The 23,552-nt window shown below is 31.5% G+C and carries 25 protein-coding genes; 21 read left to right on the top strand and 4 right to left on the bottom strand.

Annotation, left to right across the window (positions count from 1 at the left end; genetic code table 11):
• Nucleotides 1-91 precede the first annotated feature (91 nt).
• The 7 genes from hisB (at nt 92) to hisE (ending at nt 5,214) form a co-directional block, all read left to right on the top strand.
• On the top strand, nt 92-685 hold the full coding sequence (gene hisB / locus I6U51_RS18570) for an imidazoleglycerol-phosphate dehydratase HisB (protein WP_211144065.1): 594 nt from the start codon (nt 92-94) through the stop codon (nt 683-685).
• A 381-nt stretch (nt 686-1,066) separates the two neighbouring features.
• Complete coding sequence (hisH, locus tag I6U51_RS18565) at nt 1,067-1,639, top strand: imidazole glycerol phosphate synthase subunit HisH (protein WP_246517481.1); 573 nt, start codon at nt 1,067-1,069, stop codon at nt 1,637-1,639.
• 4 nt (nt 1,640-1,643) lie between these two features.
• Nucleotides 1,644-2,357, top strand: a complete 714-nt coding sequence (gene hisA, locus I6U51_RS18560; protein WP_211144063.1) for a 1-(5-phosphoribosyl)-5-[(5-phosphoribosylamino)methylideneamino]imidazole-4-carboxamide isomerase — start codon at nt 1,644-1,646, stop codon at nt 2,355-2,357.
• Between the two features lie 121 nt (nt 2,358-2,478).
• Complete coding sequence (hisC, locus tag I6U51_RS18555) at nt 2,479-3,549, top strand: histidinol-phosphate transaminase (RefSeq protein WP_211144062.1); 1,071 nt, start codon at nt 2,479-2,481, stop codon at nt 3,547-3,549.
• A 107-nt stretch (nt 3,550-3,656) separates the two neighbouring features.
• Nucleotides 3,657-4,418: an imidazole glycerol phosphate synthase subunit HisF gene (hisF, locus tag I6U51_RS18550; protein ID WP_211144061.1), complete on the top strand. Its 762-nt coding sequence runs from the start codon at nt 3,657-3,659 to the stop codon at nt 4,416-4,418.
• Nucleotides 4,419-4,514: 96 nt separating this feature from the next.
• Nucleotides 4,515-4,862 carry a phosphoribosyl-AMP cyclohydrolase gene (hisI, locus tag I6U51_RS18545; RefSeq protein WP_211144060.1) on the top strand — a complete coding sequence of 116 codons (348 nt, stop codon included), beginning with the start codon at nt 4,515-4,517 and terminating at the stop codon, nt 4,860-4,862.
• A gap of 16 nt (nt 4,863-4,878) precedes the next feature.
• The gene (hisE, locus tag I6U51_RS18540; RefSeq protein WP_211144059.1) at nt 4,879-5,214 is read left to right on the top strand and encodes a phosphoribosyl-ATP diphosphatase; all 336 of its coding nucleotides are present in this window, start codon (nt 4,879-4,881) and stop codon (nt 5,212-5,214) included.
• 88 nt (nt 5,215-5,302) lie between these two features.
• On the opposite strand, the gene I6U51_RS18535 is transcribed toward hisE, so the two are convergent.
• From I6U51_RS18535 to I6U51_RS18525, 3 genes are all read right to left on the bottom strand, one after another.
• Entirely contained in the window at nt 5,303-5,761 is a 459-nt protein-coding gene (locus tag I6U51_RS18535; protein WP_211144058.1) for a hydrogenase maturation protease, read from the bottom strand.
• Nucleotides 5,762-5,944: 183 nt separating this feature from the next.
• Complete coding sequence (locus I6U51_RS18530) at nt 5,945-6,910, bottom strand: polyprenyl synthetase family protein (RefSeq protein WP_211144057.1); 966 nt, start codon at nt 6,908-6,910, stop codon at nt 5,945-5,947.
• A gap of 34 nt (nt 6,911-6,944) precedes the next feature.
• A complete protein-coding gene (locus tag I6U51_RS18525; protein WP_211144056.1) occupies nt 6,945-8,873 on the bottom strand; it encodes an FAD-dependent oxidoreductase in 1,929 nt (642 codons plus the stop codon).
• A 338-nt stretch (nt 8,874-9,211) separates the two neighbouring features.
• Between I6U51_RS18525 and I6U51_RS18520 the strand changes: the two genes are divergently transcribed.
• The 8 genes from I6U51_RS18520 to I6U51_RS18485 all read left to right on the top strand — a co-directional run bounded on the left by I6U51_RS18520 (nt 9,212) and on the right by I6U51_RS18485 (nt 17,066).
• Complete coding sequence (locus I6U51_RS18520) at nt 9,212-9,703, top strand: FMN-binding protein (protein ID WP_211144055.1); 492 nt, start codon at nt 9,212-9,214, stop codon at nt 9,701-9,703.
• Between the two features lie 210 nt (nt 9,704-9,913).
• Nucleotides 9,914-10,864, top strand: a complete 951-nt coding sequence (gene menA / locus I6U51_RS18515) for a 1,4-dihydroxy-2-naphthoate polyprenyltransferase (protein ID WP_211144054.1) — start codon at nt 9,914-9,916, stop codon at nt 10,862-10,864.
• A gap of 175 nt (nt 10,865-11,039) precedes the next feature.
• Nucleotides 11,040-11,477, top strand: coding sequence for a cytochrome b5 domain-containing protein (locus tag I6U51_RS18510; RefSeq protein WP_211144053.1), 438 nt, complete (start codon nt 11,040-11,042; stop codon nt 11,475-11,477).
• A gap of 12 nt (nt 11,478-11,489) precedes the next feature.
• On the top strand, nt 11,490-11,756 hold the full coding sequence (locus I6U51_RS18505; protein ID WP_211144052.1) for a hypothetical protein: 267 nt from the start codon (nt 11,490-11,492) through the stop codon (nt 11,754-11,756).
• A gap of 179 nt (nt 11,757-11,935) precedes the next feature.
• Complete coding sequence (locus tag I6U51_RS18500; RefSeq protein ID WP_211144051.1) at nt 11,936-12,226, top strand: hypothetical protein; 291 nt, start codon at nt 11,936-11,938, stop codon at nt 12,224-12,226.
• 199 nt (nt 12,227-12,425) lie between these two features.
• Nucleotides 12,426-13,943 carry an N-acetylmuramoyl-L-alanine amidase gene (locus tag I6U51_RS18495; protein ID WP_211144050.1) on the top strand — a complete coding sequence of 506 codons (1,518 nt, stop codon included), beginning with the start codon at nt 12,426-12,428 and terminating at the stop codon, nt 13,941-13,943.
• A gap of 223 nt (nt 13,944-14,166) precedes the next feature.
• A complete protein-coding gene (locus tag I6U51_RS18490; protein ID WP_211144049.1) occupies nt 14,167-15,441 on the top strand; it encodes a 4Fe-4S dicluster domain-containing protein in 1,275 nt (424 codons plus the stop codon).
• A gap of 221 nt (nt 15,442-15,662) precedes the next feature.
• Complete coding sequence (locus I6U51_RS18485) at nt 15,663-17,066, top strand: APC family permease (protein ID WP_211144048.1); 1,404 nt, start codon at nt 15,663-15,665, stop codon at nt 17,064-17,066.
• 252 nt (nt 17,067-17,318) lie between these two features.
• On the opposite strand, the gene I6U51_RS18480 is transcribed toward I6U51_RS18485, so the two are convergent.
• Nucleotides 17,319-18,551: an aminopeptidase gene (locus I6U51_RS18480; RefSeq protein ID WP_211144047.1), complete on the bottom strand. Its 1,233-nt coding sequence runs from the start codon at nt 18,549-18,551 to the stop codon at nt 17,319-17,321.
• 204 nt (nt 18,552-18,755) lie between these two features.
• On the opposite strand from I6U51_RS18480, the gene I6U51_RS18475 reads away from it, so the two are divergent.
• From I6U51_RS18475 to I6U51_RS18450, 6 genes are all read left to right on the top strand, one after another.
• Nucleotides 18,756-18,932: a hypothetical protein gene (locus I6U51_RS18475; protein ID WP_211144046.1), complete on the top strand. Its 177-nt coding sequence runs from the start codon at nt 18,756-18,758 to the stop codon at nt 18,930-18,932.
• A gap of 153 nt (nt 18,933-19,085) precedes the next feature.
• On the top strand, nt 19,086-20,843 hold the full coding sequence (locus I6U51_RS18470; protein WP_211144045.1) for a helicase-related protein: 1,758 nt from the start codon (nt 19,086-19,088) through the stop codon (nt 20,841-20,843).
• Between the two features lie 283 nt (nt 20,844-21,126).
• Nucleotides 21,127-21,675 carry a pyruvate kinase alpha/beta domain-containing protein gene (locus tag I6U51_RS18465; RefSeq protein ID WP_211144044.1) on the top strand — a complete coding sequence of 183 codons (549 nt, stop codon included), beginning with the start codon at nt 21,127-21,129 and terminating at the stop codon, nt 21,673-21,675.
• Nucleotides 21,676-21,721: 46 nt separating this feature from the next.
• A complete protein-coding gene (locus tag I6U51_RS18460; RefSeq protein WP_211144043.1) occupies nt 21,722-22,387 on the top strand; it encodes a B3/B4 domain-containing protein in 666 nt (221 codons plus the stop codon).
• A gap of 16 nt (nt 22,388-22,403) precedes the next feature.
• The gene (locus I6U51_RS18455; protein WP_211144042.1) at nt 22,404-22,685 is read left to right on the top strand and encodes a hypothetical protein; all 282 of its coding nucleotides are present in this window, start codon (nt 22,404-22,406) and stop codon (nt 22,683-22,685) included.
• Between the two features lie 27 nt (nt 22,686-22,712).
• Nucleotides 22,713-23,336 (top strand): DUF2238 domain-containing protein, encoded by a 624-nt coding sequence (locus tag I6U51_RS18450; RefSeq protein ID WP_211144041.1) that lies wholly within the window; start codon nt 22,713-22,715, stop codon nt 23,334-23,336.
• Nucleotides 23,337-23,552: the final 216 nt, after the last annotated feature.

Raw genomic sequence — 23,552 nt, 5'->3', positions numbered from 1 at the left:
CAGCTTTGGAAACATATCCCTTTATATAAGTTAACTGTCTAGTTAGATTCCCTATAGGATGGCATAATTTGATAGAAGTGGAGAGGTATATATGGAAAGTGTAAGAAAAGGGTCAATTACAAGAACAACTAAGGAAACGGATATTAGCATTGAAGTTAATTTAGATGGAGAAGGAAATTACAGCATAGAAACGGGAGTAGGTTTTTTCGATCATATGCTTTCACTTTTTGCCAAACATGGCATCTTGGATTTAGATGTAAAGGCAAAGGGTGATCTTTATATAGATTGCCATCACACAATAGAGGATGTAGGGATTACACTTGGCAAATGTATAGAAAAAGCTCTTGGGGATAAGGCGGGTATAAAGAGATATGGCACTGCTTTTGTTCCTATGGACGAAGCCTTATGTATGATATCTATGGATATAAGTGGAAGATCTTATTTGGTTTTTGAAGGTGATTTTAATTCCTCAAAGGTTGGTGAGATGGATACGGAGATGGTAGAAGAGTTTTTTAGAGCCTTAGCTTTTAATGCAGGAATAACTCTTCATGCAAAAGTGCTTTATGGGAAAAATGCTCATCATATGATAGAAGGTCTTTTTAAGGCACTTGGAAGAGCTTTAAGAGAAGCAACTACTAAGGATGAAAAAATTAAAGGAGTTATGTCTACAAAGGGAAACTTGTAATTATAGAACTACAAGTTGTAATATAAAAATAATGTGAAGCATTTTTTTAGAGGACAATTGACAGAGGACAGAGGACAATGAAGGTGAGTTTTCTTCCTTATGTCAGAAAACTAATTTATTTTTTAAGACTCGTTTTGCTAAGGTAAAACATCGACTATTAAAACCACAAAGAAAAGTTTAAAAGTCATAGAGGATTGACAAATTGACACAGCCTGACGGCTTGCGACAAAGTCGCTTATTGCGGGAAAATAATTAAAGGTTTTCCGTAGTGTAATGGAGGAAAAGCAACAATCACTGTCCTCTGTCAATTGTCCTCTATCCTCTATAAAAAAGTGAGGGATAAAATTGAAAGAAAAAAAGATAGCTATAGTAGATTATGGAATGGGAAATTTGAGAAGTGTTGAAAAAGCTTTTGAGTTCATAGGAGCTAAAGCTAAAATAACAGATAATGGGGAAGAAATAATAAACAGCAGTGGAATACTACTACCTGGCGTAGGAGCTTTTCCAGATGCTATGGAAAATATAAAAAAGTTAGGTCTTGATAAAGTATTAAAGGAAGCTGTTAAAAACGGAACTCCTCTTATGGGGATATGCCTCGGAATGCAGCTTTTATTTGAAGAAAGTGACGAGGTTAGGATAACAGAAGGTCTTGGATTTTTAAAAGGAAAGATTAAAAAGTTTGAGGTTGATTTAAAAATACCTCATATGGGTTGGAATGACCTTATTATAGATAAACCTTGTGAAATATTAAAAGATGTTGAAGAAGGCAGCTACGTATATTTTGTACATTCTTTTTATGCACAAATTGAGGAAGAAGGAGTACTTAATGCACACAGCTTTTATGGCATTGATACTCCAGCAGTAGTTAGCAAGGGTAATGTATTTGGACTTCAATTTCATCCCGAAAAAAGTGGAGAACCTGGAATGCAAATGTTAAAAAATTTTGGGAGTTGATAAAATGATAATATTTCCGGCTATAGATTTAAGAGATGGCAAATGTGTTAGATTGTATCAAGGAAAGTTTGAAGAATCAGAAGTAGTGGGAGAGGATCCCTTAAAGATTGCTATAAGCTTTAAAGAAAGTGGAGCAAAATATATCCACATGGTTGATTTAGATGGTGCACTTAACGGAGAGATTAAAAATCTAAAGGTTATATCTGAAGTAGTTAAAACAGTAGGGATTCCAATAGAGCTTGGTGGCGGTATTAGAGATATGGAAACTGTAGATATGCTTATTGAAGCAGGAGTATCAAGAGTAATACTTGGAACAGCTGCTTTAAAAAATCCACAGTTTGTAATGGAAGCAGTAAAAAAATATGGAGAAAAAATAGCAGTAGGAATAGATGCAAAGAATAAAAAGGTTGCAGTAAACGGATGGCTTAATGTAAGTAATGTAGATTATATAGACTTTGCTAAGGAAATGGAGAAAATAGGGGTTGAGACTATTATCTTTACGGATATAAGCAAGGATGGTACTCTTCAGGGACCTAATTTAGAGCAGCTTGATAAAATTCAGAATAGTGTAAGTTGTAATATAATAGCTTCAGGTGGAATTAAAGATATTGAAGATTTAAAAACTATAAACAAAATGGGTATTTATGGAGCTATTACTGGTAAAGCAATATACTGTGGAAATATAGATTTGCAAAAAGCCATAGAGATTTGTAAATAATTATTAATTCAATTTTTGCAGAAGTAGGAAGTTGCGACGTAAGAAAAAACTTCATTAACTCTTAACTTTTAATTCTCAACTCTTAACCGAAAAAATTTATGTTTAAAGGTGTGTGTTAATAATGAGTAAGTATTGGAGTGAAATCACCAAAAGCATAGAACCTTATGTTTGCGGTGAACAGCCAAAGGATAAAAAGTATGTAAAATTAAATACCAATGAGAATCCATATCCACCATCACCAAAGGTTTTAGAAGCAATAAGAAATGCAGCAAATGCAGATTTGAGGCTATATCCAGATCCTAATTGTGATGAATTAAGTGAAACTATTGCAAAGTACTATAACTTAGATAGAAATCAAGTTTTTATAGGTAATGGTTCAGATGAGGTTTTGGCATTGTCATTCCTAGCATTTTTTAATACCAATGAAACTATAATTTTCCCAGATATAAGCTATAGTTTTTACCCGGTTTACGCAGATTTATACAATATAAATTATAGGCTTGCAAAATTAGAAGAGGACTACTCTATACCTGTTGGTGATTTTATGACTGAAAATGGTGGGATTGTAATTCCTAATCCTAATGCACCAACAGCGAAATGCTTGGATATAGCATCAATAAAAAAGATTTTAGATTATAACTCTAATAAAGTAGTTATAATTGATGAAGCCTACATAGATTTTGGAGGAACTTCAGTATTGAGTCTTATAAAGGACTACTCAAATCTTTTAGTAATACAAACTTTATCTAAATCTCGTTCTTTAGCAGGAATTCGCTTAGGATTTGCCCTTGGTCAAGAGGAGCTTATAGATGGGCTAAATAGAATAAAGAATTCCTTTAATTCTTATACAATAGACAGGGTTGCTGCCATAGCTGCAGTAGAAGCAATAAAAGATGAAGAATATTTTAAAGAATGCGTATCAAAAATAATAAATACAAGAGAAAAAGTTATTGAAAAATTAATGGTACTTGGTTTTAATGTTGTGCCTTCAAAAGCTAATTTTATTTTTGTATCTCATTCTACATGTTCTGCAAAAGAACTTTTTACTAAACTAAGAGAAAAAGGTGTATTAGTAAGATTTTTTAATAAAGATAGAATAAATAATTATTTAAGAATTAGTATAGGATCAGATGAAGAGATGGATTTCTTTATAGAAAAAGTCAAAGAAATTGTAGATGAACTTAAGGACTAGGTGACTCAATTCTTGTAGTTAAAGATAGTTTCAACGAAGGATCTAACCATAGGATTCTGTTGTTGGGAAGGCTACTTAAGTATAAAGTGTAGAAAGAGGTGTGAAGTTTGCTTACAAAAAGAATAATACCTTGCCTTGATGTTAATATGGGAAGGGTTGTTAAAGGAGTAAATTTTGTTAATTTAAAGGATGTTGGTGATCCTGTTGAAATAGCAGATTTTTATAATCATGAAGGAGCAGATGAAATAGTTTTTCTAGATATAACTGCTACTCATGAAGGCAGAAGTACTATGATTGATGTAGTTAAGCGAACTGCAGAGAAAGTTTTTATTCCTCTTACTGTTGGGGGAGGCATAAGAACTTTAGAGGATTTCAAGGAAATATTAAGAGCTGGTGCAGATAAAATATCGGTAAATTCAGCTGCTATTAGAGACCCAGAGCTTGTTAAAAGAGCAGCTGAAAGATTTGGAAGTCAATGCGTAGTGGTTGCCATAGACGGAAGAAAAAGAGAAGATGGTTCAGGCTGGAATGTGGTTATAAATGGTGGAAGAATAGATACAGGTCTTGATACTTTAGAATGGGTTAAAAAAGTTGAAGCTTTAGGTGCTGGAGAAATACTTTTAACAAGTATGGATGCAGACGGAACAAAGAATGGATACGACATAGAATTTACAAAGGCAGTGGTAGAGGCTTGCAATATTCCAGTCATTGCCTCAGGTGGTTGTGGAAAATTAGAGCACTTCTATGATGTGTTTGAAGAAACTGGAGCAGATGCAGCGCTAGCAGCTTCACTTTTTCATTATAGAGAATTGAGTATATCACAAGTTAAAAATTATCTTAAAGAAAAATCAGTTGAAGTAAGATTATAAAGAATTTTATTAATAAATTCAGCTAATAGTAATGACTAACTCTCATTGTAGCAGGTAGGGCATTATACAGGTTGTGAATGCAGAAAGGTAATAAATATGGAAAATGTAGAATTAAATAATGTAAATATAGAAATATTAAAAGAAGTAGATTTTTCTAAAGGTTTAATTCCAGCAGTTATCCAAGATTTTAAAAGTGGAGAAGTGTTAATGCTTGCATATATGAACGAAGAAGCTTTAAAGAAAACTATAGAGACAGGAACAACTTGGTTCTGGAGTAGATCGAGACAGGAATTTTGGAATAAAGGAGCCACCTCCGGACATTTACAATATGTAAAAAATATTAGTGTAGATTGTGATGGAGATACTTTGCTTATAAAGGTTGATCAAATAGGAGCAGCTTGCCATACTGGAAGCAGAAGCTGTTTTTATAGAAATATTATATAAATAGGGGGTTTTATTAATGGAATTAAAAAATATTGTAGAACAACTTTATGATGTAATACAAGAAAGAAAAAAAGATCCTATAGAAGGTTCTTACACAAGTTATCTTTTTAGTGAGGGCATAGATAAAATACTAAAGAAAATTGGAGAAGAAAGTGCTGAGGTTATAATAGGAAGCAAAAATAATAACAAAGACGAAGTCGTATATGAAACCTGTGACTTAATTTATCATCTGCTAGTATTAATGGCATATCAGGATATAACTATTGATGATATAGTGAAAGAACTTGAGAAGAGAAGGCAAAAAATATGCAACAAAAAACCAGAGAGAAAAACAACAGAAGGAATTCATTAAAAATTACATTTCGTGAAATAAAAATATTGCGAAGCAATATTTTTATTAGAGGACAATTGACAATTGTCCTCTAAAAAATTCTATAGCTTTAGGATACAGTCCTTAGTTTATTGATTATAGTAACATAATTTAAGCATTGCTTACATATATCATGAAATCTTACCTTCAAATCCTCACTAAGGTCAGGATTAAAATATATTTCGGAAGCCTCGACAGATATAAGAAAGCCCGAAATTTTTTTATTATACAACTTTATCAGCTCTAATAAAGTCAATGTGTTTTGAGAGAAATGTAAAGTATCAGGATCGATTTGTTCTAGTGGAGTTACAGTAACAGTTCCAGGCTCAATGTCGTAATAGCTTGAATCTAGAACTACTAAAAAATCGTCGTTTTTTATTTTGTCCATACAATATTCTATATTTGTTTCACCAATTATTGTTTCAAATCCCAATAGTTTAAAATCATAGTGTAAAAGCTCAGCAATTTTTACACCTATTCCATCATCACACATCACTATATTCCCTATAGCAATAATCTTCTTGTTCATAGCAACCTCCCAATCATTTGTTTCAATAAAATATATGCATATGAACATCAATTAAATGCTAATTTTTCAAAGTTGTTAATAGGGATTTAAGTATATAAAAGTATGCTTGATATTATTTACTTTAAATATAAGAAAGAGCGGCCAATATATTAATATATTGCCGCTTCATTTAATTATGCTATTTTAATAAGTTCTTTTAAGGAGACATTGAGTAACTTCACTTAAAACTATTTTATATGGATTTTCTGGAAGTTTATTGATTAGCTTAAAAGCTTTTTCAGTATATTTATGTGCAAGTTGTTTTGCACTATCTACGCCGTTATATTTGTTTACTAAAAGCATAAGGTCCATCACATCCTCATCTGAAAAAATTTGTTTTTCTAGATAGGGAATAAAGAAACTTTTATTTTTTCGAGCGGCATAGATAAAGGGTAAAGTAAATATTCCTTGCTTTATATCAACTGCGGCAGATTTTTTTATTGAATCATTAGAGCCTGTATAGTCTAATATGTCATCGATTATTTGAAATGCCATGCCTATATTATGGCCTATATGCCAAAATCTTTTGCAAAGAGCATCAGTACAACCACTTTCTGCGGCACCGACATATAATGATAATGAAAATAATTCAGCAGTTTTACCGGAAATCCTATTTAAGTAATTCTTGACTGAAAGAGTATTATCAAATCTTGAGTTAAACTGATCTATTTCACCTAAACAAATTCTCGACATAGAATTACTGTCTATTTTAATGTTTTCTAGAGTTGAAGAAGAAGCCAAGATTTTAAAGCAGACACAGAAAAGGAAATCCCCTATATACACTGCGTAGTCCTTTCCATATTTTGATTGAATAGTTTCCTGACCCCTTCTAAGTTTAGCATCATCAATAATATCATCATGAACTAAAGTCGCCATATGAAGCATTTCAACGGTAGCTGCTAAAGGTATTACTTTCTTAGGATTATAGCTGCCAAAGTGGGAAGATATTATAACAAAAGCAGGTCTTAGTAACTTTCCACCAGAGTGAATTAATTCCTTTATAGAATTCTCTATTTTTTTATCTTTACATTTAATGTTACTCTCCATTAGAGAAACTACAGCTTTTAGTTCATTACTTACATCGTCGTATTTATTCCACATTTTATCCATAAGTTTATTCCTCAAATCTAGTGATTATTTTTAACTACGAGTTTATACTTCCTTCATGAGATATAAATTCCTTAACCTGTAGTTCCTGATTATAAACAGGTATCCTTTTTCCAAATCGCCATTTACTTAATTGCTCACTTATCCAAGGCATCACCCAATAATCTAAACCAAAGGTTCTTCCAGCTCCAGACATTAATGCAATAGCACCGAAGAAGTACCATAGTATATCCCATCCTGCCATAGCAGAAAGCACAAAGTTAACAACTAAAAAGGCAGAGGCGGCACTTGCTAAGAATGTAAATAATCCTGCAAGTAAAGCTAATCCAATGCATATTTCCGTAAATACAACCATTCTTTGAAACCAAATTGCAATATCAGGATTAGGTATCATTATATTCATCAAGGATTTATAAAAGCTTGGCATGTGACTTAATATAGGTATTGGTTGAGCGGAAGCAGTTTGTGCAGCTGCATCAGCACTTTTAACATACTCTGAAGCTCCTGAATTAGCAGCAGAAGCTAACCATTCAAAAGGGAGTTTTATATTTCCATATCTGAGCCAGCTATCTGGACCAGGTCCAGATACTACAGATAGAAGTCCTTTCTCAGCCCAGGTACCTTCGCCAACAAATTTCTTTAAGCCTTCTAATACCCAAATAGATCCTATAAACAATCTAAGAGGTATAAGCCATAATCGGTTTCCTTTCGATGATAAATGACCTCTCATTATACTTCGTTTATCTTCAATTGAGAAAAATTCATGTACCAAGTAATGGTAACAAGCATTTATTCCATTTACTCCCCATAGGTAATGGAGATTAACTAAGTGCTTCATAACCATAGCAAAGAAGCCAGATAATTTAAATCCCGAAAGGTTTGCTACACAGTATCTTCCGCCAATAGAAACCATAAAACCATGATATTTTGGTTTAAATTTAGTTAATTTTTTAGATTCTAGTAATGCGGATATATTATTCGCTATTGTGTCACCAGTTTGCATCGCTGCTTCAACTATTTGAGGATTTCCTTTACTCGGTTCCTCCTCATAGTAAGAAATATCTCCAACTACAAATACATCTTCTTTTCCTATTACTTGCATATATTCATTTGTAACTAGTCTTCCCGATTTTCCCTTTTCTAGACCATATTCAGAGGACTGTTGATTGGCTTGTATACCACAGGTCCAAATAAGAGTTTTAGTTGAAATTTCATCTCCATTTTTAAGCTTTATAGAATTTGGCGCCACTTCAACAATAGGTGAATCTTTTATTAGGTCTATTTTATGATTAAACATATATCTCTCAGCTTTATTCGCTTGTTTACGATCTAGCATATTTAAAATTGTAGACATGGCTTCCACAACTAAGATTCTAACTTCTTTTTCATCTACATTATAATCTTTTGATAACTTACTTTTCCATTCAAGAAGTTCTCCAGCCATTTCAATCCCAGTAAAACCAGAACCTGCTATTGTAAAAGTAAGGAATTCTTTTCTTTTGTTTTCATCCCTTTCTTTCGCTGCATTTGAGAACATTGAATGTACATGCTCTCTTATACGAATTGCATCTTCAAAGGACCAAAGTGTAAAACCATTTTCTTTTACACCTGGAACGTTAAAGAAGGCTGGCTCAGAACCTGTGCCTATTACCAGGTAATCATAATTGTATTCTCCAAAAGTAGTAGTTACAATTTTTTTATCAGTATCTACTTTAGTAATATAATCGGTGACTACCTTTACCTTTGTTTTGTGGAATATTTTACTTAACTCAATTTGTACAGATTCCGGTTGAACTCTTCCACCGGCAACCTCGTGAAGTTCTGTCATCAAAGTGTGGAATGGGTTTTTATCAATTAATGTGATTTTTACATTAGGATTTTTTTTGTATTTTTTAGCTAACTTTTTGGCTACTCTTATACCACCATATCCAGCACCTAAAATAAGTATTTTTGCATCATTAAACATAATACCCCCCTTGTAAGACTACATAATTTGGTTGAAATGTAAATTAATCTATAATAAGATTTTATATCTAAATTTATAATATGTCCATATGGGTTATTGATGATATAAAAGGAATCATTTGTCATAAATTAACTAAATATATAATTTAATAGCAAATTTGATCAATTAAATGGATAATTTTTTTTGATATTTATGACCAAAATTAATTTAACTACGAAAATTAGGATATTATAACCTTGTAAAACATATACAATATTGTTCAAATGTAGTATAATTAGATTGTCCGATAAATTTTAATTATATTTTAATATTTATTATATTGTATGGGGGAATGTAACATGAAGAAAAAATTTTTATTAGGTTTATTAGCATCAGCAATTATAAGTACAGGTTTACTAGCTGGGTGCGGTGAAAAGAAGGAAGCAGCACCTGCTAATTCAAATTCAACTACTCAAGCTACTTTCAAAGATGGAAAATACAAGGCTGAAGCTTCAGACTTCGATGAAAGAGGATGGAAGCCATTTGCAGAGATGGATGTAAAGGATGGAAAAATCGCTTCAGCTAAATTTGACTATGTTAATAAAGATGGAAAATTTAAAACTCAAGATGAAGGTTATAACAAAGCAATGGAAGAAAAGAATAAAACAAACCCAGCTAAATACACTAAGGAGTTAACTGACTCATTAGTAGCAAAACAGGATCCAGCAAAAGTAGATACTGTAACTGGAGCAACTACTTCTACAAACAATTTTAAAAAGCTTTCTACTCAGCTAGTTGAAAATGCGAAAAAAGGTGATACTGCAGTAGTAAAAGTTACTATAGGAAAGTAATGAAATAATAGATAAGCAGTCTTAAAAAGACCTTAGGTATTAGATAAACCTAAGGTCTTTTATTAAGCAGAGAACTCAAATCTTAAGCAGGCATCCCAAATCTCTGATTTTGAGATGATCGCTTACACAGAGTGATGATTTGTAGTGAATCGCTTACTCATTCGACGGAAGGAGAAGGAGTTTCATTTAATAAAACCGGAGGACTAGAAGATGTCGTTAAGTAGTTTTTTTAAATTTGTTGAAATTAGAACCAAAATAGCTAGTGTAATTCCTTTTGCGCTAGGAGCAACCTATTCCTTATATCACTATAAAAGCTTTAGACCTTACAATTTTATAGTAATGTTTATAGCGCTAATTGCTTTTGATATGGCTACAACAGCTATAAATAACTATTGTGACTATAAAAAAGCAAGTAAATTTCATTTAGATAGTTGTAAAGTTGAAAACATAGTTATAGAGGGTGGTATTAAGGAATCTACAGCCTTAGTTGTAATATTTAGTTTGTTAGCTATTGCAGTTACTTTTGGAATTATATTGACTTTAAATACAAATATAATTGTTCTTTTTATAGGAGTTATTTCATTCTTTATAGGTATATTTTATACTTTTGGTCCAATCCCAATTTCACGTATGCCATTAGGTGAAGTATTTTCAGGTTTTTTTATGGGGTTTGTGATTTTATTTTTATCAATTTATATTCATATATACGACGAAAATATTATAGGGTTGGTATATAAAAACAATATTTTAACTTTAAATGTGAATATAATAGAAGTATTTTACATATTTTTAAGCTCTATACCTGCTGTGGTTGGCATATCAAACATAATGCTAGCTAATAACATTTGTGATATGGAAAAAGATATAATAAATAAGCGATATACATTGCCATACTATATAAGTAAAAACAGGGCATTACAGCTTTTTAAAATTTTATACTTTATTGGATACATAGATATAATAATGCTAGTTGCAATAAAGTTAATTCCGAGCATAGCTATATTAGTATTAATTACAATAATTCCAGTAAGTAAAAATATAAAAGCTTTCACTGAAAAACCTGTTAAGAGCGAAACATTTGTATTGTCTGTGAAGAATTTTATTCTAATAAATATATCTGTGGTTTTATGTATAGGTATGGCAATTTTAATTAAATCTTAGCACTAGGAACTATTCTTAGTGCTATTTTGTTTTTTTAGTGTATATAATTTAATGAAAGGGCTGTATTTACTTGAAGCAAAAGCGTTAATTGAAACTAAAATAAGCACATTTAAGGAATAGTTAGAATTAAAAATCATATATTTTATTGAATAAATAAAGTCGGAGAAATAAATATATGTATAAAAATTATAAGCTAAAAGAGCAAATTCAAGATTCTAAAGACAATATATTTTATTATAATTACATGTTAACTTTTAGTTTATGTCCATATATAAGACATCATTTTATAAAGCTAAAGGAATTAGAAATAGAAAAATTAAAAAAGTTAATAATTAAAAAACGTACTGAAGATACTTTTAAAAACATAAGTCTAAAAAGGCAGAAGGAGCTCACATTAGAAGAGTTATCTAATTATAATGGAGAAGGAGGGAGGCCGGCTTATGTTGCAGTAAATGGGATAGTATATGACGTAAGTGTGAATCCTGCATGGGGAGGCGGAACTCATTATGGATTATATTCAGGAAAAAATTTAACTGGTGAATTTTCTGGATGTCACATGGGGAATGTAGGGGTTTTAAATAGCCTTCCTAAGATAGGAACTATAAAAAAATAAGGGGGAATTTATATGCATGATACTATATTGCTAAATAAAATATCAGATTCTTTAGAAGCTCTTTGCAAGGCTCATAACATAAAAAGGATTAAAAGATTATCCATTATTGTTGATAAAAATAGCCATGTGGACTCAGAGAATCTTTATGATCATCTTCGCAGTTTTAACAGCAACCTAGCGGGAGAATGGACTGAAATTGTAGTCGAAAAAGAACAGCTGGATAGCCAAGTAGCAATTCTTCATAGTATTGAAGGTGATAAGGAGAATATTGAAGAGTAAATATTAATAAAAGCTTTTTAATAATCTATGAAATGAAAACAGGGAGCGATTTTCGCTCCTTTTTTCACTCAAACATACTACAATTTTTGTGAAATATGTGGCATAATATAGGTGGTTAAACATGGTGCAAAAACAAAAATAATAAGTTTGCTTTGTGGTAGTTAGGAGGAGTTTAAATAATGATAAATAGATTAAGTAAAGCTAAAGAAGAAGTTGAAAAAGCTTTTAATAATGATAAACCTGAGGATATGGGCAAAATGGCAAAAAGATTTAAAAATTTATATTTCGAATGTTTGCAAAAGGGAGAGGAAACTAGAGAGTTTCACTATGCAGAATATATAAAAAAGGTAATTATGCTGTATTTTGAAAATATACTTAATGGATATGGTGATGCAGAAAATTTATATGATGAATGTGAGTATGAAGCTCACTTAGCAGGAATAACTCCCAATATAGCAATTACATATTAATAGATTTACCCAAAATGTACTAAATTATTAAAGTTTGATTTGAATCACAGATTCTTAAAAGATGTAAAATTTCCGTAAACTCACGGTTTTATATGAATATAATTACAAATGTGGAATTAATAACATTGATATATACTACTAAAGTTATGTTAGAATAAAAAGGACAGGCTAAATAACACATGTGCAAGGAGATGAAGCTATGTTCAGCAGAAAGAATTTTTTACTAACATTTTTAGCAGTCCTGTTTATTACTTTTTTACCAACTATTAAAGTATCTGCAGCTCCTACAATTCAAAGATTTGGAGGCAGCGACAGATACGAAACGTCTATTAAGGTTTCTCAAAACAACTGGCAGAAATCAGACTACGTAATATTGGTATCCGGAGAAGATTTCCCAGATGCCTTAAGTGCAGCACCTCTGGCTAAAAAGTATAATGCACCTATCTTATTGAATTCAGGAAATTCCCTGAAAGATTCTGTTAAAAGTGAGATTGTAAGACTTGGTGTAAAAAACGTCATGATAGTAGGGGGAACTGGTGTAATGCCTACTAGCATAGAAAGTCAGCTAAGTTCTATGGGTATAAAATCAAGTCGTTTACAGGGCCAAGACAGATATGAGACAAGTGTAGAAGTTGCTAAAAATATAGGTACAGGTAATGGCATAATAGTGGCATCAGGAGAGAATTTTCCAGATGCAGTATCCGTTGCTTCTATAGCAGCTGTAAAGCAAATGCCTATATTGCTTACGCCAAAAGATGGGCTTCCAGAAGTTACAGCTAAATTTATAAGCAGTAATAATGCTAGCAGTGGCTATATTGTAGGTGGTACAGGAGTTGTAAGTGATTCGGCAGCAAGCAGTCTTGGAAATTATAAGAGATTAAGTGGACAGGATAGGTATGAAACAAATTCAGCTATTATAAATGAATTTGCTTCAAATATAAGTTTTAATACTGTATATGTAGCGAATGGTGAAGGTTTTGCAGATGCATTGTCTGGTTCAGCGGCAGCAGCCAAAACTTCATCACCGGTAGTATTAGTACATAATTCAAATGGAAGTCAACAGCCTATAGTTAAGAGCAATATAAAATCCATATATACAATCAATGTACTTGGAGGAACAGGGGTAGTAGCGGATTATGTTATACAAAATCTTATAACTGGCCCTACCATAATAACTATAGACCCAGGTCATGGAGGATATGATTCTGGAGCTGTAGGCCCAAATGGAACTTATGAGAAAAACGTAACTTTATCTGTGTCATTAAAGGTAGGGAAAATACTTCAGCAGAATGGAATAGGTGTAGTATACACAAGAACAAGTGATAATGTACCTTGGCCAGCAGATGTTGTTCAAGACCTTCAGACAAGGTGTGATATATCTGATAATGCTGGAGCTAATTACTTTGTAGCAATACATACTAATAGTGCAGACGCATCAGGGGCACGTGGAACAGAAACATATTATTATGATGGAAGTTCAGCAGGTCAAAAATTAGCACAGGCAATACAGACAGAGCTTATTAATTCTACAGGATTTGTAGATAGAGGAATAAAAACTGCAAACTTCTATGTTTTAAAGAACACTGCAGCACCTTCTGTATTAGTGGAACTTGGATTCATAAGTAATCCAACTGAGGAAGCGCTTTTAGCAAGTGATAGTTTCCAAAACAAACTTGCACAATCAATTGCAAATGGAATAATAAAAACTGTAAGATAAAATTAAACCTCTTAGATGAAAAAGCATCTAAGAGGTTTAATTTTATATGAAGATTTATGATAAATATAATCTTAAGAACAGTGTAGAAATATTAAAAGTATTAAAATTTAAACATGGCGATATAAATGAAGGATTATACTATAAAAATTTATGGCAATACTAATAATATGAAAAATTTGGTATAATTGTATTTGTGAAATAGGTTAAAAAAGAAGGTGAAAGTATGTCTCATTTATCTGCTAAAGAAAGCTATAAACATCTTGTAGATAGAATTAACCGGTTTCCACAGGGAGCCCCTCCTTCTAAAACTCTATATAAAATTTTAAGTATTTTATTTAGCGAGAAGGAGGCTGAGTTAGTAGCTACTCTTCCAATAAAACCCTTTACTGCCAAAACTGCAAGTAAGATATGGAATATGGAAGAGGTAGAGGCTAGAAAGATATTAGATAGATTAGCGAGTAGAGCTATATTATTAGATATTGATAATAATGGAACACAACAATATATGCTTCCGCCACCTATGGCAGGTTTTTTTGAATTCGCACTTATGAGGACCAGAAATGATATAGATCAAAAGTTATTAAGTGAACTTTATTACCAATACATGAATGTAGAAGAGGATTTTATTAAAGAATTATTTTTTAGTTCTGAAACACGACTTGGAAGAGTCTTTGTACAGGAGGAAGTGCTTTCAAACAAGAATTCTGTCCATATATTAGATTATGAGAGAGCTAGTAATGTTATAAAAAATGCTTCTCATATAGGAATAAGTATGTGCTACTGCAGACATAAAATGCATCATATTAACCGTGGTTGCGATGCTCCATTAGATATATGTATGACTTTTGATAATGTTGCAGCCTCTCTAGTAAAGCACAAATTTGCTCGTGAAGTAGAAGTATCAGAAGGATTGGAACTTCTTCATCAAGCATATGAACATAACTTGGTTCAATGTGGAGAAAATGTAAGAGAAAAGGTCACATTTATTTGTAACTGTTGTGGTTGTTGCTGCGAAGCTATGATTGCAGCTAAAAAGTTTGGAATGCTCCACCCTGTACATACTACAAATTTTATACCTAAGGTTGATGAAGATAATTGTATAGGATGCGGAAAATGTGTAAAAGCATGCCCAATAGGGGCAATAAAAATGATTTCTAAAGGTGACGATAGCAAGAAGCGCTATGCTAAAATTGACGAAGATATATGCCTTGGATGTGGGGTATGTGTACGGTCTTGCTCAAAAAAGAGCATTAGTTTAGAAAGGCGAAAAGAACATATAATAACTCCTGCGAATTCTGTTCATAGAGCAGTATTAATGGCAGTGGAAAAAAATCAACTGCAAAATTTAATATTCGATAATTCTGCGCTAGGAAGCCATAGAGCAATGGCAGCGATTTTGTCAGCTATATTAAAGTTACCGCCTATGAAACAGGCAATGGCAAGCAAACAGATGAAATCTGTGTATCTAGAAAAGCTAATTAAAAAGATAGATATTTAAATATTTTAAAGAAAGGAGAATACCTTTCTTTTTTTTGATAAAAATATCAATTAAATAATATTAAGAGAAATATGAAGAAATATAAAAAAATTTGTAGAAAAAACACAAAAAACTACCTTGTAGAGTTGTTGTATAATTATTTAGTTTTTTTTATACTTATAGAAGTTTCTTTGGACCTGCATAAATAAAGATTTTTGTGAATTAATATTGGAGGATAAAATATGAATATATTTAGAAAAAAATCTGTAGAAGATTTTAGAGATGCAGCTAAGAAAAGCGGACTTAAGAAAAAATTAAGTGCCTTTGATTTAGCTGCCCTTGGAATTGGATCAGTAGTGGGAACTGGTATATTTGTTGCTACTGGTCAGGGGTCACAATTAGCAGGCCCTGCTGTTACATTATCCTTTATAATAGCCGCTATTACAAGTGCACTTTGTGCATTAACATACTCAGAACTTGCCACGATGTTTCCCGTTGCAGGAAGTACTTATTCTTATTCATATGTGGCTTTCGGTGAAATTTGGGCATGGCTTATAGGGTGGAATTTAATACTTGAATATCTTGTTTCCGGAGCTGCTGTTGCTGCAGGATGGTCTGGAACATTTGTTGGAATGTTAAAAGATTATGGTATAAATTTACCAACAGCGATTACAAGTTCCCCACTTTCAGGAGGAATTGTAGATTTACCAGCTGTTATAATTACAGCAGTTGTAACCTGGCTGCTCTATATCGGTGTATCGGAAAGTGCAAAAATAAACAACATTATAGTTGGTGTAAAGATATTCGTTATACTTGTATTTATTTTTCTTGGGGTAACCCATGTGAATCCTGTAAACTACCATCCATTTGCTCCTTTTGGATTCAAAGGAGTAATGTCTGGAGCTGCAATAATATTCTTTGCATTTATTGGATTTGATGCAGTTTCAACAGCTGCAGAAGAAACCGAAAATCCCAAAAGAGATGTGCCTCTTGGATTGGGAATATGTATGATTTTAGTTATTATTCTTTACATAGCTGTTTCTTTAATACTTACAGGAATGGTGCCTTTTAAATTAATTGATGTAAATAACGCCCTTCCAGGAGCTCTGTCAAGAATAGGAATTACTTGGGGATCTGCATTAGTTGGTGCTGGAGCGGTTTTAGGAATGATTTCTACATTACTTGTAACTTTATATGGACAGATTAGAATATTTATGGTTATGTCGAGGGATGGACTATTACCTAAATCTTTTGCTACTATAACAAAAAAATATAGTACCCCTGGACGATGCACTATAATTACAGGTATTGTAACATCTATTATGGCTGGATTCTTACCTTTAGGTATGATTATGGATTTATGTAATATAGGAACTCTTTCTGCTTTTATATTTGTATCCTTAGGAGTTATTATATTAAGAAAATCCATGCCAAATATTGAAAGAAAATTTAAATGTCCTGGTGTTCCTTTTACGCCAATTTTAACAATAATTTTTTGCTTATATCTAATGATGAGTTTACCATCAGTTACTTGGATTAGATTTGCAATATGGACGGCAATAGGAACTGCTATTTATTTTATGTATGGTATTAAACATAGTACATTAAATAATAGAGAAGATATAGAAAGTAAAAAGAAAGCTTAATTATAAGAAAATTACAACGTAATTTTTTTAGAGGACAATTGACAGTGGACAGAGGACAGTGAAGGAGGATTTTTCTCCGCTACGCTGCGAAAAATCTTTATTATATATAATGCAATTTTTCGCATTAGCGAAACGAGCTTAAAAATATAATAGTTTTCTGACGTAAGGAAGAAAACTCACCTTCACTGCCCTCTGTCAATTGTCCTCTGTCCTCTATAAAAATTTGCTTCGCAATATTTTTATTTTACGTTGTTAAAAGGCCCAGTTACCATTCTTGAATATATGAACTACTTCACCATCTCTAGTTTCTCCAGTTATATCAAGATCTGACGAACCTACCATAAAATCTACATGTGTTAAAGAAATATTTGCTCCAGATTTTTCAAGCTCTTCTTCATTCATATTACTGCCACCTTCAAGGCATATAGGATAGGCTTCACCTAGAGCTAAATGACATGAGGCATTTTCATCAAATAATGTATTGTAAAATATTATATTTGAATTTGATATAGGTGAATCATAAGGCACTAAGGCAACTTCCCCAAGGTAATGGGAACCTTCATCCGTTTCTATTAACTTCTTTAATGTTTCATAACCTTTCTCAGCTGAAAAATCTACAATTTTCCCATCTTTAAAAATCAAAGTAAAATTATCAACTAAATTTCCACTATAATTAAGTGGCTTTGTACTTTTTACCTTACCATTTACTCCTGTTTTTAAAGGAAGAGTAAATACTTCTTCAGTAGGCATATTTGCAACAAAATATGTTTGTTTTGAATTATACTCTCCTCCACCAGCCCATATATGTTTTTCAGGCAATTCAATAGTTAAATCTGTGTCCTTTGAAATATAGTGAAGCTTTTTAAATTTCTTTTCATTTAAAAATTCAACTTTCTTTTGAAGATTATCTAAATGATCATTCCAAGCATCTATAGGGTTATCCTTATCAACTCTTACTATTTTAAATATGTTTTCCCAAAGTTTTTCAATTGCGCTCTCCTCAGATAGGTTAGGGAAAACCTTTTTCGACCATGCTTTTGTAGGTATTGAAACAATAGACCATGCTACTGTGCTATTCATTATATATTCTCTATATTTTTTTAATGCAATAGATCTAGTTTTATTTGACTCTGCAATTCTTTTAGGATCTACATCTTTCAAAAGCTCTGGATTTGATGCTGAAATAGATAGAAATGCTGCTCCATTTTTAGCTAATTCCTCATAACCTTCAGCTTTCCATTTAGGGAACTCTTTAAATGCCTCCTCTGGCGCATTCATAAATTTAATAAGAGTAATCTCTTCATCACTCCACTCTACATGGACTTCCTTAGCACCTGACTTATATGCTTCTTTAGCTACAACTCTTGTAAATTCTGCACATTCTATAGGTGAGTTTATAACAAGAGTCTGACCTTTTTGAAGGTTTACACCAACTCTTACAGACAGTTCAGCATACTTACTTAGAAGGTTCTCAAAATTATCCATAATATCTCTCCTTTAGCTATTATTATCATTAAAATTATATCACATATGAAATATTTGAGCTTTATACAACTATTTTATCAAATATTGGAAAAATATCAATATTTAAAAAATGTTTACAAAATATAGGATAATGATTTAGAATTTATATATGAATTGTAAATATATAGAAAAGTGATAATTAAGGTTTTACAGGGAGGTAATTCAATGGGGATAGATTATTATAGGAGAATATCTAGAATTGAGGCAATAAGTAATTCACATAATTATTGTGATTATATGAAAAAAGATAATAATGAAACTCGAAAAGCCACTACTATAAAAAATAATGTAAGCTTTATCAATGTACTTAAAGAAAAAATTAATGAAGTAAATAATAAATAATTTTGGCAATTTGCTAGTAGCATTCATATAATAGATTCCTATATCAGAATTATAGATATAGGAATTTTTATTATTTTGTTATAATTTAAATAAAATGGTTTGAAATTTAATAAACTAAGTGTTAATTGGAAAGTAATAAAGGAGTGAAGTACAGTGAAAAGAGGAGCTGTAGAAAGAAATTTTAGAAAAATAAAGAACCAAATAAATCAGATAGATGAAATAGTTAGGCATACTAAAACCAATGCACTTTGGGAACATGAAGCTTCAATAAGAAAAAAAATAAAGCTATTAGAAGAGTTTGAAAATCAGGGGTTAAGGGATTATAAAGTAGTTTATGATAAATACATAGAGATTTTTGACTATATATCAGAAAGACTTGTGGAAGATTATAATAGAAAAAACCATACTAGTTTCAGACTTAATGAAATAATAAGAAATAATCATGAGAATTATTTAAGGTCTGGGATTATAAGTGTACTTATAACTCAGCATATTCCTAGAATTATATCTAAAGAATTTGATATTGTGTTTCCCTCAAATCCTAAAGATGAATATGAGGGTGCAAGAAAAATTAAGAGAAAAATTTATCTTCATTTAGGAGAAACAAATACAGGGAAAACCTATAATGCTATGCAAAGGCTTAAAGAGGCTGGAAATGGGATATACTTATCTCCTCTTAGAATATTAGCACTAGAAAACTACGAAAGATTAAATGCAGAAGGAGTAAAATGCAGTCTTTTAACAGGGGAAGAAGAGATAATAGTTGAAGAAGCAAAACATATATCTTGTACTATAGAGAAACTTGATATTGAAAGAAATTATGATATTGCTGTTATAGATGAGATTCAAATGATTAATGATGACCAGAGAGGGACAGCATGGACAAGGGCACTTTTAGGATTAAAGAGTGAAGAAATACATATTTGTGGTGCCTTAAATGCTAAAGAACTTCTCATTAAAATAATAGAAGATTGTCAGGATGAATACGAATTTAGAGAATATAAAAGAAGTATTCCACTTGAAATACAATATGAAGCATTTAAGTATAAAGAAATTGAAGATGGAGATGCACTAGTAGTATTTTCTAAAAAGAAAGTACTACAGTTAGCATATCACTATGCTGATTTAGGTATAAAAGCCAGCCTTATCTATGGAGATTTACCTCCAGAAGTGAGAAGAAAACAGTATGATCAATTTATAAATAAAGAAACAAAAATTTTAATAACTACAGATGCCATAGGAATGGGAGTTAATCTGCCTATAAGAAGAATAATATTTATGGATGTTAAAAAGTTTGATGGTAACGATATAAGATATTTAAACTCTCAAGAAGTTAAGCAAATTGCAGGCAGGGCAGGAAGAAAAGGTATATATGAAGTTGGATATGTAGCTTCTTATGGTGATACCCAAGAATTTATAAAAGAAATGATAGATGCAGAAGATAAAGTTATTGAGGAAGGTGTGGTAGGACCGAGTGAAGCTATATTAAAAATAAAAAACCTTAATCTTAGAGAAAAGTTAGCACTATGGAGCACGAGAAATGAAAAAGTACATTTTTATAGAAAAATGGATATAACAGAATATTTAATAGTGCTAGATAATGTAAAAGCATATAAACTAGATGAAGGAATACAGTGGAAGTTGTTAAGAATTCCTTTCGATGTATCTAATCCTGTTATGATGGATTCATTTTTAAGCTATGTAGATGAAGTTTTCATAGCTAAAAGAGAAATAATATCAAAGCCTCAATGCTTATTAAAAGATTTATATGAATTAGAAAATTATTATCAAAAAATAAACCTTTATTATTCATTTTCAAAAACCTTTGGATTAGAGTTTGATGAGCAGTGGGTATATGATGAGCGTATAAAGGTAAGTGAAGACATAAATGAGATACTAGTAAGTATATAAAAACTAAATACAATATTAGAATTGCATAATACATATAATCAGTGTATAACATTTTATTAAACTAGGTGGCACCAGGTCAGTAAAATCTTTCGTCCTAATTTTAGGATGAAGGGTTTTTTATTTTTGAGTTAAATATATCTTTTCTCTTTAGCGTATAGTGTCAGGTGGTATTATTTCCAGAGTTGGAATATATAAATTATTTTTCAAATTTTTCTTTTAAAATAATAAAGTATTATGTAGAATTAGAAATAGATATAATAAAAGGATTAAGGGGTGACGATCAATGTATTTTAATGAAAAAGGTAAAGCAAATACAAAAAAAACAATAGAGTTAGCAATAAAAGCAGCAAAAGAAAAGAATATAAAAAATATAGTTGTGGCATCATGCAGTGGAGATACAGTAAAACTCATTAAGGATAACGAAGATTTAAATATAATTTGTGTTACTCATGCTTATGGATTCCAGAAACCAGGGCAAAATGAGATGCCAGATGATGTAAGGGAAGAGTTGAAAAGCATGGGTATAAAAGTTTTAACTACAACTCATGTCTTAAGTGGTGCAGAAAGAGGAATAAGTACAAAATTTGGTGGAGCAAATCCAGTAGAGATTATAGCTCATGCATTGAGAATGCTTGGACAAGGAACAAAGGTTTGTGTAGAAGTTGCAGTTATGGCTCTTGACTCAGGAGTTATCCCATATGGAGAAAAAGTAATAGCTATTGGTGGGACTGGAGTAGGAGCGGATACTGCAGTAGTTATTACCCCTGCTCATGCAAATAACATATTTTCAACAAAGATACATGAAATAATTTGTAAGCCAGAGAAGTTTTAATTAATTTTAGTATCATAAAAGAATATACTTGAAAGAGGAGAGAATTATGACAAATATAAACATATGCGAAAAGATAAAGAGTATACTTAATGGTAAAATAGCACTAGGATCTATAGAAGCTAAGGTTAAGGTAGGAGAATCTAGTAAACTACTTTGGGAGGAAATATCTTCAGCAAGCAATGAAATATCTAGTAAGAATTCTTTGGAAGATGTTTTAAAAATTAATAATATAAAGGCGGCTAGAGAAGCATATAAAAAATTGGGGAAAGATCCTAGTAGATATAGAGTTTCATCTGAATCATTAGTAAGAAGAATTGTTAAAGGGAATGAACTTTACAAAGTAAATAATATAGTAGATATAAATAATTTAATATCTATATGTTCTTTTAATCCTGTATGTGCCTATGATTTAGATAAAATAGATTCAGATATAGTTCTTACAATTGGAGAAGAAGGAGATTATTATGAAGGAATTGGAAGAGGGCAAGTCAACTTATCCAATTTACCAGTATTTCGAGACAGTAAGGGTAACTTTGGAAGTACCACTTCTGATTCAGTAAGGGCAATGGTAACAGAGGATACTGAAAGGCTTCTATTAAATGTAGTTTCTTTTAATGGAAAAGAAGGTTTGGAAGAATATATGGAGTATTGCGAAGAACTTATTACAAAGTACGCAGATGGGAAAGAGATCACTAAGCGCATAATAATATAAGAATAGGAGGAGTAAAATGAAAAAGTGTATACGCTGTGGAGAATATTTTAAAGCATATTCTAAAAGCAGTGCAGGATTGTGTGAAGAATGTGCTGAATATGAATTTGAAAGAGGAATTACAAGATGCAGAGGATGTGGAAATATATTTGATTCTGATGAATTAACCAGAGGATTATGTGAAGCATGCAAAGATTCTTATGATAATGATAATTATGAAGATGGAGTTGAATTTGTGTCCTTTGAAGAAGAGTTTGATGAGGATTTGGATGAAGATTCTGAGGATTGCTATGATAATTAGCAATATACAGCTAAGTAGGTGGGTGAAATGATCAATAAAAATACTGCTGTAGGAGATAGATTGCATATAGTTTTGCTAATAATATTTCTTATAGTTCTTATTTGGTCAGCAGTTAATCCTAAGGATTTATTTACTTGGTTTTTAGAAGTTTTACCAGCAGTTATAGGAGTTATAGTAATCACAATAACTTATAGCAAGTTTAGATTTACAACCCTTGTATATGTATTAATTCTCATCCATACAATTATATTAATGGTAGGAGGACACTACACATATGCAGAGATGCCCTTATTCAACTGGATAAGAGATACCTTTAATTTGAGTAGAAATTACTATGATCGGTTAGGACATTTTGCTCAGGGATTTATACCTGCTTTTATTGCCAGGGAAGTATTAATTAAAAAGTCATGTTTAAAAAGGGGTAAAATGTTGAACTTTTTAATTATTTGTATTTGTTTATCAATAAGCGCTTCTTATGAACTACTAGAATGGGGAGTTGCTAAAGCGACAGGTACTGCTGCAGATGCATTTTTAGGAACTCAGGGAGATGTTTGGGATACTCAATGGGATATGTTTTTTGCACTAATAGGATCTATAGTATCTGTATCAGTATTTGGAAAAGTTCATGATAAATATATAGAGAAGTTGTAATAAGTGTTATTGCAACTTCTCTATATATTTAGTTTCGATCATATTTAAGATAAACGAAGTCTGGTGTATCCATAAGAAAAATTTAAAGTATATCGAAGAATAATAGAGAAACTTAAATGTAATTTGGTTTAATGATACTTGTTATGATTAAAAAATGTTTTTATAGCTGGTACAATAATATTCGTCGCTAGGGAAAGCGACATGATCCTTGAAAAT

The organism is Clostridium aciditolerans (assembly GCF_016316925.1).
Classification (GTDB): domain Bacteria; phylum Bacillota; class Clostridia; order Clostridiales; family Clostridiaceae; genus Clostridium_AM; species Clostridium_AM aciditolerans.
Note: the sequence above shows the minus strand (reverse complement) of the source record. Positions and strands in the feature narration are given on the sequence as shown.

Coding starts and splice junctions, on each gene's coding strand:
- hisB (WP_211144065.1), top strand. CDS start 92: ATGGAAAGTGTAAGAAAAGGGTCAATTACAAGAACAACTAAGGAAACG.
- hisH (WP_246517481.1), top strand. CDS start 1,067: ATGGGAAATTTGAGAAGTGTTGAAAAAGCTTTTGAGTTCATAGGAGCT.
- hisA (WP_211144063.1), top strand. CDS start 1,644: ATGATAATATTTCCGGCTATAGATTTAAGAGATGGCAAATGTGTTAGA.
- hisC (WP_211144062.1), top strand. CDS start 2,479: ATGAGTAAGTATTGGAGTGAAATCACCAAAAGCATAGAACCTTATGTT.
- hisI (WP_211144060.1), top strand. CDS start 4,515: ATGGAAAATGTAGAATTAAATAATGTAAATATAGAAATATTAAAAGAA.
- hisE (WP_211144059.1), top strand. CDS start 4,879: ATGGAATTAAAAAATATTGTAGAACAACTTTATGATGTAATACAAGAA.
- I6U51_RS18535 (WP_211144058.1), bottom strand. CDS start 5,761: ATGAACAAGAAGATTATTGCTATAGGGAATATAGTGATGTGTGATGAT.
- I6U51_RS18530 (WP_211144057.1), bottom strand. CDS start 6,910: ATGGATAAAATGTGGAATAAATACGACGATGTAAGTAATGAACTAAAA.
- I6U51_RS18525 (WP_211144056.1), bottom strand. CDS start 8,873: ATGTTTAATGATGCAAAAATACTTATTTTAGGTGCTGGATATGGTGGT.
- I6U51_RS18520 (WP_211144055.1), top strand. CDS start 9,212: ATGAAGAAAAAATTTTTATTAGGTTTATTAGCATCAGCAATTATAAGT.
- menA (WP_211144054.1), top strand. CDS start 9,914: ATGTCGTTAAGTAGTTTTTTTAAATTTGTTGAAATTAGAACCAAAATA.
- I6U51_RS18510 (WP_211144053.1), top strand. CDS start 11,040: ATGTATAAAAATTATAAGCTAAAAGAGCAAATTCAAGATTCTAAAGAC.
- I6U51_RS18505 (WP_211144052.1), top strand. CDS start 11,490: ATGCATGATACTATATTGCTAAATAAAATATCAGATTCTTTAGAAGCT.
- I6U51_RS18500 (WP_211144051.1), top strand. CDS start 11,936: ATGATAAATAGATTAAGTAAAGCTAAAGAAGAAGTTGAAAAAGCTTTT.
- I6U51_RS18495 (WP_211144050.1), top strand. CDS start 12,426: ATGTTCAGCAGAAAGAATTTTTTACTAACATTTTTAGCAGTCCTGTTT.
- I6U51_RS18490 (WP_211144049.1), top strand. CDS start 14,167: ATGTCTCATTTATCTGCTAAAGAAAGCTATAAACATCTTGTAGATAGA.
- I6U51_RS18485 (WP_211144048.1), top strand. CDS start 15,663: ATGAATATATTTAGAAAAAAATCTGTAGAAGATTTTAGAGATGCAGCT.
- I6U51_RS18480 (WP_211144047.1), bottom strand. CDS start 18,551: ATGGATAATTTTGAGAACCTTCTAAGTAAGTATGCTGAACTGTCTGTA.
- I6U51_RS18475 (WP_211144046.1), top strand. CDS start 18,756: ATGGGGATAGATTATTATAGGAGAATATCTAGAATTGAGGCAATAAGT.
- I6U51_RS18465 (WP_211144044.1), top strand. CDS start 21,127: ATGTATTTTAATGAAAAAGGTAAAGCAAATACAAAAAAAACAATAGAG.
- I6U51_RS18460 (WP_211144043.1), top strand. CDS start 21,722: ATGACAAATATAAACATATGCGAAAAGATAAAGAGTATACTTAATGGT.
- I6U51_RS18455 (WP_211144042.1), top strand. CDS start 22,404: ATGAAAAAGTGTATACGCTGTGGAGAATATTTTAAAGCATATTCTAAA.
- I6U51_RS18450 (WP_211144041.1), top strand. CDS start 22,713: ATGATCAATAAAAATACTGCTGTAGGAGATAGATTGCATATAGTTTTG.